We start from the raw sequence: 13,762 nt of genomic DNA, 5'->3' as shown, positions 1-13,762 counted from the left end.
GGGGTCACGCTCCGTGTGGGCAAGCTCACCACTGGGGACGGGTCGAAAGGCCGTGTCGGCAGTCCCTAAACTCAGCTTGTTTCAAGGAGAGGGAGCCATCGTGCGCAAGGTGCTCATCGCCAACCGTGGCGAAATCGCTGTCCGTGTGGCCCGGGCGTGCCGGGACGCCGGTATCGGCAGCGTGGCCGTGTACGCCGATCCGGACCGGGACGCTCTGCACGTCCGGGCGGCTGACGAGGCGTTCGCTCTGGGCGGTGACACCCCGGCGACCAGCTATCTGGACATGGCCAAGGTGTTGCAGGCCGCGGCGGACTCGGGCGCGGACGCCGTCCACCCCGGTTACGGCTTCCTTTCCGAGAACGCCGAGTTCGCTCAGGCCGTCCTGGACGCGGGCCTGATCTGGATCGGCCCGCCGCCGCAGGCGATCCGCGACCTGGGCGACAAGGTGGCGGCGCGTCACATCGCGCAGCGCGCCGGCGCCCCCCTCGTGGCCGGCACCCCCGACCCGGTGTCGGGCGCCGACGAGGTCGTCGCCTTCGCCGAGGAGCACGGCCTGCCGATCGCGATCAAGGCCGCCTTCGGTGGCGGCGGCCGCGGCCTCAAGGTCGCCCGCACCCTCGAAGAGGTCCCGGAGCTCTACGACTCCGCCGTCCGCGAGGCCGTCGCCGCCTTCGGCCGCGGCGAGTGCTTCGTCGAGCGCTACCTCGACAAGCCGCGGCACGTCGAGACCCAGTGCCTGGCCGACAAGCACGGCAACGTGGTCGTCGTCTCGACCCGTGACTGCTCGCTCCAGCGCCGCCACCAGAAGCTCGTCGAGGAGGCCCCCGCGCCGTTCCTGACGGAGGCGCAGAACGCCGAGCTGTACGCGGCGTCGAAGGCCATCCTCAAGGAGGCCGGCTACGTCGGCGCCGGCACGGTCGAGTTCCTCGTCGGCCTCGACGGCACGATCTCCTTCCTGGAGGTCAACACCCGCCTCCAGGTCGAACACCCGGTCACCGAGGAGGTCACCGGCATCGACCTGGTCCGCGAGATGTTCCGGATCGCCGACGGCGAGGAGCTCGGCTACGGCGACCCGGCGGTCCGCGGTCACTCCTTCGAGTTCCGCATCAACGGCGAGGACCCGGGCCGCGGCTTCCTGCCGGCCCCCGGCACCGTCACCGTCTTCGACGCCCCCACGGGCCCCGGTGTCCGTCTGGACGCGGGCGTCGAGTCCGGCTCCGTGATCGGCCCGGCCTGGGACTCGCTCCTCGCCAAGCTGATCGTCACCGGCGCGACCCGCGAGCAGGCGCTGCAGCGCGCCGCCCGCGCCCTGGCCGAGTTCAAGGTGGAGGGCATGGCCACGGCCATCCCGTTCCACCAGGCCGTCGTCGTCGACCCGGCGTTCACCGCGGACCCGTTCCGCATCCACACCCGGTGGATCGAGACCGAGTTCGTCAACGAGATCAAGCCGTACGCGCCGGCCGGTGCCGACGCGGACGAGGACGAGTCGGGCCGCGAGACGATCGTCGTCGAGGTTGGCGGCAAGCGCCTTGAGGTCTCCCTGCCGTCCTCGCTCGGCATGACGCTGGCCCGCACCGGGCTCGCGGCGGGCGCGAAGCCGAAGCGCCGGGCGGCGAAGAAGTCCGGCCCGACCGCCTCGGGCGACACCCTCGCCTCCCCGATGCAGGGCACGATCGTCAAGGTCGCGGTCGAGGAGGGCCAGGAGGTCAAGGAGGGCGACCTGATCGTCGTCCTGGAGGCCATGAAGATGGAGCAGCCGCTCAACGCCCACCGCTCCGGCACCGTCAAGGGCCTGAGCGCCGAGGTCGGCGCCTCGGTCACCTCCGGCGCCACCATCTGCGACATCAAGGACTGACCGTCGCGGCACGTACGGTGTGAAGGGCCCGCAGGCAGCAGCCTGCGGGCCCTTCCGTCGAGGGGAGGACCCACGTCATGCGAGCCGACGCACGCCGCAACCGCGAGCGGCTGCTCACCGAGGCCAGGGCCGTCTTCGCCGAACAGGGCACGGACGCGCCGCTGGAGGAGATCGCCCGCCGCGCGGGCGTGGGGATCGGCACCCTCTACCGCCACTTCCCCGCCCGGGCCGAGCTGCTGAACGCCGTCTTCCAGGAGGCCCTGGCGGCGCTCCTGGACCGCTCGCGCGAGCTGGCGGAGGCGGACGAGCCGTGCCGGGCGCTCGTGGAGTGGCTGCGGGCCCTGATCGCCCACGCGGGCGAGTACCGGGGGCTCGCGCACGCGCTGATGTCCGCCTCGTACGACCGGAGTTCGGCGCTCGCCCCGTGCAGCGTGCCGCTGCGCGACGCGGGCGAGACCCTGCTCGGGCGCGCCCAGGAGGCGGGTCAGGTGCGGGCCGGTGTGTCGATCGGCGACCTGATGCAGCTCACCAACGCGATCGCGCTGGCGGCGGAGCAGTGCCCGGAGGACGCGGAGCTGGCGGACCGCCTGCTGGCACTGACCCTGCGGGGACTCAAGAGCTGAGGTGCGTGGCCGTGGGACCCCTGGGGGAGGGTCCCTCGCGACGCGGTGCTGTGCTGCGGTGCCGTGGACTTCGGTCTCAGCGGCGGCGCATGTCCGCGACCCGGGCCGTGCGTTCCAGCGTCTCGGCCGCCATTCCCCCGCCGGGCCCGCGGAACTGACCCGCCGCCATCCGTCCGCGCTGGACGGGGAGCGGCATGTCACGGCGGGGCCGGACGCCCGGGGGGTGGTGCTGCTCACCGCCGGTGGCGCCGGGCCCCGTGCCCGTACCCGCGACGGCGATCTGGACGCCCTGGTCGGCGAGGGCCTGGAGCTCGGAGGCGGCCCGCTCGTCGTGGGCCGGCGGCTCGTCGGTCACCAGGCGGGTGATCACGTCCGTCGGCACCGTCTGGAACATGGTGTCGGCTCCGAGCTTGGTGTGGTCGGCGAGGACCACGACCTCCGCCGCCGCCTGCACGAGGGCCCGGTCCACGCTCGCGGAGAGCATGTTGGACGTGGAGAGCCCGCGCTCGGCGGTGAGCCCGCTCCCGGAGAGGAAGGCCCGGGAGACCCGCAGCCCCTGGAGCGACTGCTCGGCCCCGCTGCCCACGAGGGCGTAGTTGGAGCCGCGCAGGGTGCCTCCCGTCATGACGACCTCGACCCGGTTGGCATGGGCCAGGGCCTGGGCGACGAGCAGGGAGTTGGTGACGACGGTCAGACCGGGCACGCGGGCGAGCCGGCGGGCCAGCTCCTGCGTGGTCGTCCCGGCGCCGACGACGATGGCCTCGCCCTCTTCGACGAGGCTCGCGGCGACGTCGGCGATGGCCGTCTTCTCGGCCGTGGCGAGATGGGATTTCTGCGGGAAGCCGGATTCTCGCGTGAATCCGCCCGGCAACACCGCACCGCCGTGACGGCGGTCGAGGAGTCCTTCTGCCTCAAGTGCCCGTACGTCCCTCCGTACGGTCACCTCCGAGGTCTGGACGACGCGGGCGAGCTCGCGGAGCGACACGGCCCCATTGGCTCGCACCATTTCGAGGATCAACTGGCGACGTTCTGCAGCGAACACGAAACTGACAGTAACGTGAGCGGCCGATACTTTTCAGCACTATGCGCCGAATTGCAGAAGATGCGCACAGACGGGGCCTCCAAGTGGTATGGGAGGCCCCGTCGTTGTTCGGCTCTGCGCCAGGTCTATGCCCCGGCTTGCCGGGGGTTGTCCGAGTCGGCGAACCGTTCCCGCAGGCGGGAGCGGTACCGGCGCGAAGTGCTACGCCTCGCCCGCCGACTTTCGGGTGTGCAACTGCCGTGCCACTTCCGCGATCGAGCCCGACAGGGAGGGGTACACGGTGAAAGCATTTGCGATCTGTTCGACCGTCAGATTGTTGTCGACCGCGATCGAGATGGGGTGAATCAGTTCGCTCGCCCTCGGGGCGACGACACAGCCGCCGACCACGATCCCGGTGCCGGGACGGGCGAAGAGCTTGACGAAGCCGTCCCGGATGCCCTGCATCTTCGCGCGCGGGTTGCGCAGCAGCGGCAGCTTGACGACCTTGGCGTCGATCTTGCCCGCGTCCACGTCGGCCTGCGTGTAGCCGACGGTGGCGATCTCGGGGTCGGTGAAGACGTTGGAGGAGACCGTCTTCAGGTTGAGCGGGGTCACCGCGTCGCCGAGGAAGTGGTACATCGCGATGCGGCCCTGCATGGCGGCGACCGAGGCGAGCGCGAAGACACCGGTGACGTCACCGGCCGCGTAGATGCCGGGGGCGCTCGTACGGGAGACCCGGTCGGTCCAGATGTGACCGGAGTCCTTCAGCTTGACGCCGGCCTCCTCCAGGCCCATTCCGGCCGAGTTCGGGATCGCGCCGACGGCCATGAGGCAGTGGGTGCCGGAGATGACGCGGCCGTCCGCGAGGGTGACCTCCACCCGGTCGCCGACCCGCTTGGCGGACTCGGCGCGCGAGCGGGCCATGACGTTCATGCCGCGGCGGCGGAAGACGTCCTCCAGGACGGCGGCGGCGTCCGGGTCCTCACCGGGCAGCACGCGGTCGCGGCTGGACACCAGGGTGACCCGGGAGCCGAGCGCCTGGTAGGCGCCGGCGAACTCGGCGCCGGTGACGCCGGAGCCGACCACGATGAGCTCCTCGGGGAGCTCCTTGAGGTCGTAGACCTGCGTCCAGTTGAGGATGCGCTCGCCGTCCGGCTTGGCGTCCGGGACCTCGCGCGGGTGGCCGCCGGTCGCGATCAGCACGGCGTCCGCGGTGAGCGTCTCCTCCGTGCCGTCGGCGGCGGTGACGATCACCTGGCGGGAGCCGTCCACGGCCTGCCGGCCGGAGAGCCGGCCGCGGCCGCGCAGCACGCGTGCGCCCGCCCGGGTGACGGAGGCGGTGATGTCGTGCGACTGGGCGAGCGCGAGGCGCTTCACCCGCCGGTTGACCTTGCCGAGGTCCACGCCCACGACGCGGGCCGCCTGCTCCACGTGCGGGGTGTCGTCCGCGACGATGATGCCGAGCTCCTCGTAGGAGGAGTCGAAGGTGGTCATCACCTCCGCCGTGGCGATCAGCGTCTTGGAGGGAACACAGTCGGTCAGGACGGAAGCGCCGCCGAGGCCGTCGCAGTCGACGACGGTCACCTCCGCGCCGAGTTGGGCGCCCACCAGGGCCGCCTCGTATCCGCCGGGTCCGCCACCGATGATCACGATCCGGGTCACTGGGATCTACGCCTCGCGTCTCGTTCTGCCGGGGGATCCCCCCGCTGGGGTGCAGTGCGTACGCCATTGTCCCGCACGCTTCAAGTGCGTACCCCATTCTCCCGCACGCCCGGCGTGGTCTCGCGCCGGGGCTCCGTACGCGCGCGCCCGCCCGTACGGCGGAGTCCGCCGTACAGCCCGCCCGCTCCCGTACCCTCGGTGCCATGTCGCTCTACGCCGCTTTCGCCGGCAACCTCGACGCGCGGCTGATGAGCCGCCGCGCACCGCACTCCCCGCTGCGCGGCACCGGCTGGCTGAACGGCTGGCGGCTCACCTTCGGCGGCGAGCAGATGGGGTGGGAGGGCGCGCTGGCCACGATCGTGGAGGCCCCCCGCTCGCAGGTCTTCGTGGCGCTGTACGACATCGCTCCGATGGACGAGGACTCCATGGACCGGTGGGAGGGCGTCGGCCTGGACATCTACCGGCGGATGCGGGTCCGGGTGGACACGCTCGACGGCGAGGAGCCGGCCTGGGTGTACGTCCTCAACGGCTACGAGGGCGGGCTGCCGTCCGCGCGGTACCTGGGCGAGGTCGCGGACGCGGCCGAGTCGGCGGGCGCGCCGCACGACTACGTGATGGAGTTGCGCAAGCGTCCCTGCTGAGGCACGGACGGGGAATGTGCGAACGCCCGACGGCCGGCGGCGAGGCCCCCCGCGTCCCTTTCGTCGGAAACGACAAGACAACGATCGCATGTCCGTCAGCATCGTCATCTACGCGCGTAGGCATTCTCCGGCTAGGCTTCTGCGGGTAACAAATCCGTCCGGGGCTCCCCTCGGACTCCCCTCCCCGAGGCGAGAGAGTCAGTGAACGCAACTGCCACCCCGTACGAGGCCGCCGAGGCCGCTGCCGCCCGTCTGCGCGAGCTGACCGGCGTCGACAACCACGACGTCGCCCTGGTCATGGGCTCCGGCTGGGCACCCGCCGTCGACGCGCTCGGCGCCCCCGAGGCCGAGTTCCCGGTGACCGAGCTCCCCGGCTTCCCGGCGCCGGCCGTCGAGGGCCACGGCGGCAAGGTCCGCTCGTACAAGATCGGTGAGAAGCGCGCGCTGGTCTTCCTCGGCCGCACCCACTTCTACGAGGGCCGGGGCGTCGCCTCCGTCGCCCACGGCGTCCGCACCGCCGTCGCCGCCGGCTGCAAGACGATCGTCCTGACCAACGGCTGCGGCGGCCTCCGCGAGGGCATGCGCCCCGGCCAGCCGGTCCTGATCAGCGACCACATCAACCTGACGGCCGCCTCCCCGATCGTCGGCGCGAACTTCGTGGACCTCACCGACCTGTACTCGCCGCGGCTGCGCGCGCTGTGCAAGGAGGTCGACGAGACCCTGGAGGAGGGCGTCTACGTCCAGTTCCCCGGCCCGCACTACGAGACCCCGGCCGAGATCAACATGGTCCGCGTCATGGGCGGCGACCTCGTCGGCATGTCCACGGTCCTGGAGGCCATCGCCGCGCGCGAGGCCGGCGCCGAGGTCCTGGGCATCTCCCTCGTCACCAACCTGGCGGCGGGCCTCTCGGGCGAGCCGCTGAACCACGAGGAGGTCCTCCAGGCGGGCCGCGACTCGGCCGCGCGGATGGGTGAGCTGCTCACCCGGGTGCTCGACCGCATCTGAGCCTCCGGCTCAGGGGAAGGGGAGGGCCGCTGCGCGGGGCTTCTCCCCCACCCCGCCCCTTCCCGAAACCGGGGCTCCGCCCCGGACCCCCGCGCCTCGAACTCCCCTACGCCTGGCGGCGCGGGGGACCCCCAGCGGGCTGAGATCTCCGCCCGGCGGAAACTCAGCCCGCCCGGCGTTTGAGGGCACGGCCGCAGGCCGTACGGGGGGCTGGGGGCCTGCCCCCAGTTTCGGGAAGGGGCGGGGTGGGGGAAGGCTCCGCGCAGCGGCCCACGCCCCGCACCCCACCGCGCCCCTCCCGCCCGCACTCCCCGAAAGGCACACCGTGACGCAGGACGACCTCCTCACCCGGGCCCAGGCCTGGCTCGCCGAGGACCCCGACCCGGAGACCCGCGAGGAGCTCGCGAAGCTCATCGAGGCCGGTGCCACCGACGAACTCGCCGCCCGCTTCGCCGGCACCCTCCAGTTCGGCACCGCCGGCCTCCGCGGCGAGCTCGGCGCCGGGCCCATGCGGATGAACCGCTCGGTCGTCATCCGCGCCGCCGCCGGCCTGGCGGCGTACCTCAAGGCCAAGGGCCAGGAGGGCGGCCTCGTCGTGGTCGGCTACGACGCCCGCTACAAGTCGGCCGACTTCGCCCGCGACACCGCCGCCGTCATGACCGGCGCCGGCCTGCGCGCCGCGGTCCTCCCCCGTCCGCTGCCGACGCCCGTCCTCGCGTACGCCATAAGGCATCTGGGCGCCGTCGCCGGCGTCGAGGTGACCGCGAGCCACAACCCGCCCCGCGACAACGGCTACAAGGTCTACCTGGGCGACGGCTCGCAGATCGTGCCGCCAGCCGACGCGGAGATCGCCGCCGAGATCGACGCGGTCCGCTCGCTGCACGACGTGCCCCGCCCGGAGTCCGGCTGGGAGACCCTCGGCGACGAGGTCCTGGAGGCCTACCTGGCCCGTACGGACGCCGTCCTGACCCCCGGCTCCCCCCGGGGCGTACGGACCGTCTACACGGCCATGCACGGCGTCGGCAAGGACGTCCTGACGGCGGCCTTCGCCCGCGCCGGCTTCCCGCCGCCCGCGCTCGTCGCCGCCCAGGCGGAGCCCGACCCGGCGTTCCCGACGGTCGCCTTCCCGAACCCGGAGGAGCCGGGTGCCATGGACCTCGCCTTCGAGGCGGCGCGTGCCGTGGACCCCGACATCGTCATCGCCAACGACCCCGACGCGGACCGCTGCGCGGTCGCCGTGCCGGACGCCGCCGTCGAGGGCGGCTGGCGGATGCTCCGCGGCGACGAGGTGGGCGCGCTGCTCGCCGCGCACCTGGTGCACAAGGGCGCGACGGGCGTGTTCGCCGAGTCGATCGTGTCGTCCTCGCTGCTCGGCCGGATCGCCGAGGCCGCCGGGGTGGGCTACGAGGAGACGCTGACCGGCTTCAAGTGGATCGCCCGTGTCGACGGCCTGCGGTACGGCTACGAGGAGGCCCTCGGCTACTGCGTCGACCCGGAGGGCGTCCGCGACAAGGACGGCATCACGGCCGCGCTGCTCGTCGCCGAGCTGGCCTCGGTCCTCAAGGAGCAGGACCGGACCCTCCTGGACCTGCTCGACGACCTGGCCGTGGCCCACGGGCTGCACGCCACCGACCAGCTGTCGGTGCGGGTCGAGGACCTGAGCGTCATCGCGAACGCGATGACGGCGCTGCGCGAGCGCCCGCCGGTCTCCCTCGCCGGTCTGACCGTCGTCTCGGCGGAGGACCTGACGAAGGGCACGGAGTCCCTCCCGCCGACGGACGGGCTGCGCTACCACCTGGAGGGCGCCTACAAGGCCCGGGTGATCGTCCGTCCGAGCGGCACCGAGCCCAAGCTCAAGTGCTACCTGGAGGTCGTCGTCCCGGTCGCCGCGGCGGTCGACCTGGCCCCGGCGCGGACCACGGCCCACGAGGTGCTGGTCGCGATCAAGCGGGACCTGAGCGCGGCCGCGGGGCTCTGACCCCGGGGCCGTCGGTCCGGCAGACGGGAGAGGGCCGGTGCGGAAGCGATTCCGCACCGGCCCTCTCGTCGATCCCGGGACCTTGACCGGGCCCGTGGCCCGTCAGCCCGTCGGCCCGTCGACCCGTCAGCCCGTCGCGAGCAGGATCACGAGGAGCAGCAGCCCGGCGACCGCGGGGGCGATGATCTCGTACGCCCAGCGCACCTGCGGCTCGCCCTGCGAGCCGGGGGCTCCGGCCCGGCGCTCGGCGAGCTCGCGCAGATCGGCGACGGTCTGGTCGCTGGGCGCGGTCCGGGACGCGCTGTCCCGTACGTCGGCGGTGACGGAGGTACGGCCGTGGGGGTCGTCCTGCGAGGAGCGGGCGGCGCGCCGGGCCGCCTTCTTCCGCTGCCGCAGCGAGACGGGGACGGCCCACAGCTGGTACTTGGTGCCGTCCTGGGTGAAGACCTCGCTGGAGTACCCGGCGCGGATGTCGGCGACCGAGGCCCAGGGCAGGACGATCGACCGGAACGGGTTGCGGATCCGGAGCCGGTTGTCGTTGGCGTACACGGCGGGCCGGATCGTGAAGGCCACGATCATCGGGACGGCGAGGACGATCCCGGCGAGCGCGATCCAGGGGGTCCGGCCCTCGCCGCGGATCAGCGCGTCGCCGGCGAAGAGGCACGCGAGCAGCGTGAGGAACACACCGCTGGCGATGCCGAGGGGCGAGCGGAAGACGCGGTCGGCGTACTGCGGCTCGGCGGCCGGGTCGGCGGAGGCGGGTGCGGCGGGCTTCGGCTTCCGGCCCGCCTCGGGCCTCGGCTTCCCGCTCGCCGCGCGCTTCGGCCTGTCACCGGCCTCGGGGGTCGGCTCAGGGGTCGGCCCGGGGGTCGGCTCGCCGCTCGCCTCGGGGGTCGGCTCGGGCGTCGACCCGGGGGTCGGCTCAGGGGTCGGCTCGGGGGTCGGCTCCGGGGTCGTCATGCCGCCGATTGTGCCTCAGCGGGCCCGTGGGGGCTCAGGCGGCCCGCGTGGCCACGAGATCCGCGTACAGAATGATGTTGTCGGGCCGGTGGCCGTCGACCAGCTCGCCGCCGCACGTGACGATGCGCAGCTCGGGGCGCGTGGTGTCGCCGTAGACCTTGGCCGTGGGGAAGGCCTTCTTGTCGACCTGTTCCAGCTCCCGGACGCGGAAGACGGCGACCCGGCCGTCCGCCCGGGTCACGGCGATCTCGTCGCCGACGCGGACCCGCGAGACGTTCTTCAGGACGGCGGGGCCGCGGGCCGTGTCGAAGTGGCCGATGAGGACGGCGGGGCCGGTCTCGCCGGGCGTGACGCCCTTGTCGTACCAGCCGATGCGGTCGGCGTCCTCGACCGAGGGCACCTCGACGGTTCCGTCGGCGGCGAGCCCCAGCTCCAGGACGGCGCCGTCGGCGCCGGTGTCGACCCCGGCGGCGGGGAGCTGGACCCGGACGGGCAGGGAGCGGCCGAGCGCACGGACGGGTGCGGCGCTCTCGGTGGGCGCGGGCGCGGCCGTGGCCTCGGAGATCCGCGCGGGCGGGGTGGCGGGCGGCGTCGTCGGCCCGGCCGAGCAGCCGGCGAGGGCGGTGAGGGCGGCCACGAGGAGGAGGGGTGCGGTACGGGCACGGCGGGGGCGGCGGTTCACGGCGGACTCCGGACAGGCGGACAGGCGGACGGGGCGGGGCGGACGGCCAGGGAGGCGAAGGGTCCGGCCGGCCGCCGCGCGGGAACGCGGCGACCGGCCGGGGGTGGGGTGTTGTTCCCGCTCGGGTCAAAGGGCCGGGAACCGGTGGGACGAGGTACCGGTGGGGTGGGGTGAGGTACCGGTGGAGCCAGGTGCCGGTGGAGCGAGGCACCTGTCGGACGGGCCGACGGACCGGGCCGAGGGGCCGGGCCGCCGGACCGGGCCGGCGGACCGGGCCGGCGGATCACGCCGGACGGATCGGACCGGACGGATCGGACCGGACGGATCAGGCGCGGGACGCGGCGTTCCGGCGGCGCAGGACGACGAAGCCCAGACCGGCGGCGGCGAGCGAGGCCCCGGCGCCCGCGGCGAGCAGGGCCGTGGAGTCGCCCTCGGTGCCGAGTTCGGCGCCGGCCGCGACACCGCCGCGCGGGACGACGGAGGTCTGACCACCGGTGTTGACCGTGGTGCCGGTGTTGCCAGTGGTGCCGGTGTTGCCAGTGGTGCCGGTGGTGCCGGTGGTGCCGGTGACGGGGGTGCTGGTGCCCTTGACCGGGTTGAGCTTGCAGCCCTTCGGCATCGTCGGGAAGGCGTGCGTACCGCCCTTGGCCGTGCCGCCCTCGACCTTGGTGTAGAGGGTCGGCTTGGCGCTGAAGGGGTTGTCGATGCGCGCGACGATGCCGGCGCTCTTCGGCAGCGAGGGGTGCTTGCGGTCGAGCGTCGTGTAGACCTGCTCGTCGCTGCCGATGTCGCGGAGGGTGGCGGTCGGGCCGTTCGGGCTCATGGTGAGCTCGGCCTTGGTGCCCGCGCCGATGCCGACCTCGGTGTAGCTGGTGCAGGCGTCGTCACGGGTGTACGGCATCGGGGCGGACTGCTTCGCGGCGCCGGGGATGTAGGCGGCGAGGCCGCCGTCCCGCTCCAGGACGACGAGGCCGCCGCCGGTGAACTGGTAGACCTGGCGGTCTCCCTTCAGGTAGGAGACGCCGGTGCCGATGCCCCAGCGCATCTCCTGGAGGCCGTAGCGGCCGTCCTTCTTCACGAGCTCCACGTGGACGCCGTTGGCCAGCTTGTACTGGCCGGGCTTGGCGCCCGGGAGGTAGTTGCCGACCCAGTCGTAGCTGGAGCCGTCGGAGTTGAGGACGAAGAAGGCGCCGTTGTTGTTGGCGGCGACCGACCAGTGGTCGGCGTCGAGCGTGCCGACGCGCTTGCCCTGCTGGAAGAGCTCGGCGCGGTGGTGGCCGTCGGCGACCTTGTAGATCTTGGCGACCGTGCCGCCGGCGAGGGTCTTGGTGCGGACGAGGGTGCCCTGCGGGGTCTCGCCCGTGGCGGCGCTCGCGGTCACCTGGCCCTCGAAGGTCAGGGTCACGGAGTATCCGGCGAAGACCTTGGTGTCCTCCCCGCCGTAACCGGCACCGGCCTTCAGCTCGCCGAGCGTCACGCCGCCCTTGATCACGGTGGCGGTGTAGTACGGGTGCTGGTCACCCTTCGCGTACACCTTGGCCGACAGCCCGCCCGCGAGCTGGACCGTGCGGACGAGGGTGCCGTTCGCGGCGTCGACGGCGACCGCGGTCACCTTGCCCTCGAAGTCGAGGGTCACCGCGTACCCGACGAAGACCTTGGTGTCCTTCCCGCCGTAGCCGGCGCCGGCCTTCAGCTCGCCGAGCGTCACGCCGCCCCGGATGACGGTGGCGGTGTAGTACGGGTGCTGGTCACCCTTCGCGTACACCTTGGCCGACAGCCCGCCCGCGAGCTGGACCGTGCGGACCGGGGCGGTCGTGGTCGTGGCCTCGTCCTGGACCGTCCCGGCCGGGGTCTTGGTCGGGGCGGTGGCCGGGGTCTTGGTCTGGGTCCCGGCCGGAGTCTTGGCCGGCGTCTTGGCCGGGTCGGCAGCCTGTTCGGTCTGGGCGGCAGCAGTCGGAGCGGAAGGCGCGGCGGGCGCGGCGGGCTTCACGGCCGCCGGGCCGTCGGCGGCGAAAGCGGCACCGGCCGCGAGGGCCGGGGTGGTGATCGCGACACCCGCGACGAGGGCGGTGGCGACGGCGGTGCGAAGGGCGGTGCGCATAACGACTCCTGTGATTCAGGTGATGGTCGATGGGAGAGCCGCATGCCGCTTTTTCTCGGTCCGACTGGTTCCGGTGAGGTCCGGCTGGCTGCTGATGAAAATCTATTGATCTTGTATTCAGGACTTGTCCGCTCCATGTCACGGCCGTGTGACAGGAGTCACGGGCCCTGTCACCCCTGGGCCACCACGCCGACCGGCGCCCTTGACCTCGTGCTCCGCGAAGACCCTCCCCTGTACAGGTCGCTACGCGCGTAGATATGCTCGACTGGTGACCATGCCCACCACTGCATCCGCAGCATCCGCATTCGCCGACGTGACCGCGTCCGACAGTGCGCTGCGCCGCTTCCTCCACGGGCTGCCCGGCGTCGACGCCGTCGGCCTGGAGGCGCGCGCCGCGTCCCTCGGCACCCGCTCGATCAAGACCACGGCCAAGGCGTACGCCATCGACCTGGCCATTTCCATGATCGACCTGACGACGCTCGAAGGCGCGGACACCCCGGGCAAGGTCCGGGCGCTCGCCGCCAAGGCCGTCAACCCCGATCCGACCGACCGCACGACCCCGACGACCGCCGCCGTCTGCGTCTACCCCGACATGGTGGCCACCGCCAAGGCCGCCGTCGCGGGCTCCGGCGTCAAGGTCGCCTCGGTCGCCACCGCCTTCCCGGCCGGGCGCGCCGCGCTCCCCGTGAAGCTGGCCGACACGGCCGACGCCATCGCCGCGGGCGCCGACGAGATCGACATGGTCATCGACCGTGGCGCCTTCCTCGCCGGCCACTACCTGAAGGTCTACGAGCAGATCGCCGCGATCAAGGCGGAGTGCGGCGACCGCGCCCGCCTCAAGGTGATCTTCGAGACCGGCGAGCTGTCCACGTACGACAACATCCGCCGTGCCTCCTGGCTCGGCATGATGGCCGGCGCGGACTTCATCAAGACCTCGACCGGCAAGGTCGCGGTCAACGCCACCCCGGCGAACACGCTCCTCATGCTGGAGGCCGTGCGGGACTTCCGCGCGCAGACCGGCGTGCAGATCGGCGTGAAGCCCGCCGGCGGCATCCGCAACACCAAGGAAGCGATCAAGTTCCTCGTCCTCGTCAACGAGACCGTCGGTGAGGACTGGCTGGATAACCACTGGTTCCGCTTCGGCGCCTCCAGCCTGCTCAACGACCTGCTGATGCAGCGCCAGAAGCTGGCGACCGGCCGTTACTCCGGCCCCGATTACGTGACGGTGGACTGA

At 72.8% G+C, this 13,762-nt stretch carries 10 protein-coding genes and 1 pseudogene; 6 read left to right on the top strand and 5 right to left on the bottom strand.

The window, feature by feature from the left end; all coding sequences use genetic code 11:
• Window positions 1-100: 100 nt before the first annotated feature.
• Together ACF08F_RS25035 and ACF08F_RS25030 are read left to right on the top strand one after the other, a co-directional pair.
• Window positions 101-1,855, top strand: a complete 1,755-nt coding sequence (locus ACF08F_RS25035) for an acetyl/propionyl/methylcrotonyl-CoA carboxylase subunit alpha (RefSeq protein ID WP_392300773.1) — start codon at window positions 101-103, stop codon at window positions 1,853-1,855.
• Between the two features lie 77 nt (window positions 1,856-1,932).
• On the top strand, window positions 1,933-2,478 hold the full coding sequence (locus ACF08F_RS25030) for a TetR/AcrR family transcriptional regulator (protein ID WP_392300772.1): 546 nt from the start codon (window positions 1,933-1,935) through the stop codon (window positions 2,476-2,478).
• Between the two features lie 76 nt (window positions 2,479-2,554).
• Here ACF08F_RS25030 and ACF08F_RS25025 read toward each other — a convergent pair whose 3' ends face one another.
• Window positions 2,555-3,484: a DeoR/GlpR family DNA-binding transcription regulator gene (locus ACF08F_RS25025; protein WP_150274435.1), complete on the bottom strand. Its 930-nt coding sequence runs from the start codon at window positions 3,482-3,484 to the stop codon at window positions 2,555-2,557.
• A 237-nt stretch (window positions 3,485-3,721) separates the two neighbouring features.
• Window positions 3,722-5,161, bottom strand: a complete 1,440-nt coding sequence (locus tag ACF08F_RS25020) for an NAD(P)H-quinone dehydrogenase (protein ID WP_141300264.1) — start codon at window positions 5,159-5,161, stop codon at window positions 3,722-3,724.
• A gap of 203 nt (window positions 5,162-5,364) precedes the next feature.
• Here ACF08F_RS25020 and ACF08F_RS25015 point away from each other — a divergent pair, with 203 nt between their 5' ends.
• The 3 genes from ACF08F_RS25015 (at window position 5,365) to ACF08F_RS25005 (ending at window position 8,785) form a co-directional block, all read left to right on the top strand.
• Complete coding sequence (locus ACF08F_RS25015; protein ID WP_056641657.1) at window positions 5,365-5,802, top strand: gamma-glutamylcyclotransferase; 438 nt, start codon at window positions 5,365-5,367, stop codon at window positions 5,800-5,802.
• A gap of 201 nt (window positions 5,803-6,003) precedes the next feature.
• Complete coding sequence (locus tag ACF08F_RS25010; RefSeq protein ID WP_392300771.1) at window positions 6,004-6,807, top strand: purine-nucleoside phosphorylase; 804 nt, start codon at window positions 6,004-6,006, stop codon at window positions 6,805-6,807.
• Window positions 6,808-7,132: 325 nt separating this feature from the next.
• On the top strand, window positions 7,133-8,785 hold the full coding sequence (locus ACF08F_RS25005; RefSeq protein WP_392300770.1) for a phospho-sugar mutase: 1,653 nt from the start codon (window positions 7,133-7,135) through the stop codon (window positions 8,783-8,785).
• 126 nt (window positions 8,786-8,911) lie between these two features.
• Here ACF08F_RS25005 and ACF08F_RS25000 read toward each other — a convergent pair.
• From ACF08F_RS25000 to ACF08F_RS24990, 3 genes and pseudogenes are all read right to left on the bottom strand, one after another.
• Window positions 8,912-9,541: pseudogene (locus tag ACF08F_RS25000) on the bottom strand (PH domain-containing protein); the annotation flags it as partial.
• Between the two features lie 238 nt (window positions 9,542-9,779).
• Window positions 9,780-10,427, bottom strand: coding sequence for a class F sortase (locus ACF08F_RS24995; protein ID WP_392300769.1), 648 nt, complete (start codon window positions 10,425-10,427; stop codon window positions 9,780-9,782).
• Window positions 10,428-10,752: 325 nt separating this feature from the next.
• Window positions 10,753-12,528: a hypothetical protein gene (locus ACF08F_RS24990; protein WP_392300768.1), complete on the bottom strand. Its 1,776-nt coding sequence runs from the start codon at window positions 12,526-12,528 to the stop codon at window positions 10,753-10,755.
• 274 nt (window positions 12,529-12,802) lie between these two features.
• Between ACF08F_RS24990 and deoC the strand changes: the two genes are divergently transcribed.
• The gene (deoC, locus tag ACF08F_RS24985; RefSeq protein ID WP_024755353.1) at window positions 12,803-13,762 is read left to right on the top strand and encodes a deoxyribose-phosphate aldolase; all 960 of its coding nucleotides are present in this window, start codon (window positions 12,803-12,805) and stop codon (window positions 13,760-13,762) included.

Source organism: Streptomyces sp. NPDC015130 (assembly GCF_043080005.1).
GTDB lineage: Bacteria > Actinomycetota > Actinomycetes > Streptomycetales > Streptomycetaceae > Streptomyces.
The sequence above is the reverse complement of the archived record's forward strand: the minus strand, read 5'-3'. Positions and strand labels throughout refer to the sequence as shown.

Bases quoted from the DNA above. Each gene is read 5' to 3' on its own strand.
- ACF08F_RS25030 (WP_392300772.1), top strand. From the start codon at position 1,933: ATGCGAGCCGACGCACGCCGCAACCGCGAGCGGCTGCTCACCGAGGCC.
- ACF08F_RS25025 (WP_150274435.1), bottom strand. From the start codon at position 3,484: ATGGTGCGAGCCAATGGGGCCGTGTCGCTCCGCGAGCTCGCCCGCGTC.
- ACF08F_RS25015 (WP_056641657.1), top strand. From the start codon at position 5,365: ATGTCGCTCTACGCCGCTTTCGCCGGCAACCTCGACGCGCGGCTGATG.
- ACF08F_RS24990 (WP_392300768.1), bottom strand. From the start codon at position 12,528: ATGCGCACCGCCCTTCGCACCGCCGTCGCCACCGCCCTCGTCGCGGGT.
- deoC (WP_024755353.1), top strand. From the start codon at position 12,803: ATGCCCACCACTGCATCCGCAGCATCCGCATTCGCCGACGTGACCGCG.